The sequence below is a fragment of the Microbispora hainanensis genome, assembly GCF_006874475.1.
In the GTDB taxonomy this organism is placed as follows: Bacteria; Actinomycetota; Actinomycetes; order Streptosporangiales; family Streptosporangiaceae; genus Microbispora; species Microbispora hainanensis.
Window position 1 is genome coordinate 1 of the sequence record NZ_VIRM01000115.1, and the last position, 2353, is coordinate 2353.

The following is a 2353-nucleotide window of genomic DNA, read 5'->3' on the forward strand; positions in this document are numbered from 1 at the left end:
CTTATGCCTCACCCACGATCTCGTCGTGTCCTGGGATGCCGAACGCGCAGCGTTGACCGCGCGGATTGCCGATCCGCTGTTCAGGCGGCCCGAACCGAACGCGACGTTCACAACGAATGATCGTTAGTGCGTGACCTTCGCCGTGTCAGCGTCGGTGACCGTTGAGGCACGTCATCCCGCGTGTTAACCCCGACGTCGGCACCGACCCGCTGCGCGTCGTCCTGCCCCCGTCTTCTGGAACGTCATCCACCTCGCCCGGTGAGTGGGGACGGCCGGACACCAGGATTCAGCCATCGTTGAGAGGGCCCTTGGTTCAACCCCCGCGTGTGCGAGGCGGACTCTGGTACACCGGTCATTTCTTGCATGGCCCGCGGTTCACCCCCGCCGGTGCAAGGCAAAGCTTCTCGTCGGGAAATTCAACGCCGAGGTCCGGTTCACCCCCGCGCGGGGGTGAACCCCTTACGGCTATCGGCATCGGTGGCCAGACGTAGTCCGCCCCGCATGCGCGGGGGTGATCCCTGGCCGGACCCCGCTTCGCTGCAGTTCGAGGCGTCCGCTCCGCACGCGCGGGGGCGATCCTCCCACATACGTGACCTCCTTGGACGTGGTGCTGCCCGCCCTGTGCGCGCGGGGGTGATCGTCCCTGACGGGGACCGCCACCGGCGCGCCCACCCTGCACACGTGGGGAGATTGCGGATCTTTGCATCTGACCAAGGCTTGCCGATCATGGTGACAAGTGAAAAGGCCCCGGTGGTCGGCCAGGGCCATGATGGAGAAGGCAGCTTACCCGAGGGCTTTGTTGATCTTTCCGTTGATGTGATCCTGCTGCCCGTCCAAGCACTTCGCGTAGACGCGAAGGAGGACATCCACGCTGTGGCCGGCGCGCTTGGCCACCTCCGGGGCCGGGACGCCCGCGTTAAGCCAGAGCGAGACGGCGGCGTGCCGCAGATCGTACGGCCGCGCAGCCAGGGATGAGACGACCTGAGCCGGGGTGAGGGTGAGCTTGCGGGCTTCCTGCCAGACGTAGGAGTAGGCCGAACTGGAGTAGAAGCCGCCCGTAGCGGTGCGGAACAGCCTGCCGTCCTTGGCCACGCCGTACGCCTTGATGTGCTCTCGGAGGACGGTGACGAGGATCGGAGGGATCGGGATCTCTCTGGTCTCCTTGTCCGCGCGGTGCTTGAGGCGACGGGACTCGTGAGTCTGGCCGCTATCAGTCCAGCGCTTCGTTCCCTGGGGCCGCGCGCGCTCCAGGACCATCAGGCCCCATCCGGTATCGGGCAGGGTGAGGTTCTTTTCCCGCAGATCGGCTGCCTCCTCCGGGCGGAGCGCAGCGTAATAGACGCAGGCGAACAGCGCCTTGAGCCGGGCACCGCGCTTGCGTCCAACCCTGGAGACAGCGTCTAGGAGGTCGCGGGCCTGGGTCGGGTTGACGACCGTCTGAGGGTCAACGACGGTGACGGCCCTGGGCGGGGTCCACTTGATCTCATCCAGCGGGTTGCTGGGGAAGAACTTCTGTTCCACGGCCAGCTCCAGGAGGTGATGCAGGACAGCTCGCTTGCGCCGGACCGTGTTCGCTCCCGCCGCCTTACCCGAGAAGGTCGCTGAGATGACGTCGAGCCCCAGGCGCAATGTGGCGGGCTCCCCCAGTGACGACGTCGGGAGAGACGCCTTCTCCACCCAGCGCAGAGCCGCGGCCTGCTGACTGGTCAGATCAGCCGCCGATCCTCAGGCAGCAGGGCATGAGCCCTGAGCACGGCGCGTAGATCCTCGGGATCGGGACGTCCCGGAACGTCGGCCACGAGCGCGGGCACCAAGGTGAGCAGGGCGTAAGCGTCCGTTTCCCTGGTCCTGGCCGCCGAGGTACGCCAGCGCCGGAGCACGTAGGACTGGGCGAACTCCAGAAACGAAGGTCCCGAAGGCTCCGGCGCGAGCATCGACACCGGAAGCCCTGTCGTGACGTCGAACGCCTCCCCCGCCTTGGCCGCCTGCCGAAGGTCGGACAGGAAGCTGTCCGCTAGTCCCTTGGTTCGGAAGCTCTTGGACTTGGTCTTGCGGTCCACCGTCCAGCGCACGAGGAAGGCCGACGTCTGCCGAATTCGAGGCCCGCTACGAACACACATCGACCCGGCTATCCTCACCCAGCCGGCTAACCCGGTGATGTTCACTCGGCCGCACGTGCATAAGGCCCGCTCCCAGGGTGGTACCGGAGCGGGCCTCAGCGCATGCCAGGACAATCTCGGGATCTTGCGAACATCACACGGGGAAGGTCGTCAGGGGCCGAAGCTCCACATGTTGCCGACGGGACGGCCGCCGCGCCGCAGCGCGGTGCCGGAGGAGGGGACTGTACGGTCTT

General features: G+C 66.7%; 2 protein-coding genes. Both read right to left on the reverse strand.

The window, feature by feature from the left end; translation table 11 throughout:
* Positions 1 to 783 precede the first annotated feature (783 nt).
* Positions 784 to 1629, reverse strand: a complete 846-nt coding sequence (locus tag FLX08_RS42800) for a tyrosine-type recombinase/integrase (RefSeq protein WP_244313239.1) — start codon at positions 1627 to 1629, stop codon at positions 784 to 786.
* Positions 1630 to 1706: 77 nt separating this feature from the next.
* Positions 1707 to 2072: a hypothetical protein gene (locus tag FLX08_RS42805; protein ID WP_244313240.1), complete on the reverse strand. Its 366-nt coding sequence runs from the start codon at positions 2070 to 2072 to the stop codon at positions 1707 to 1709.
* Positions 2073 to 2353: the final 281 nt, after the last annotated feature.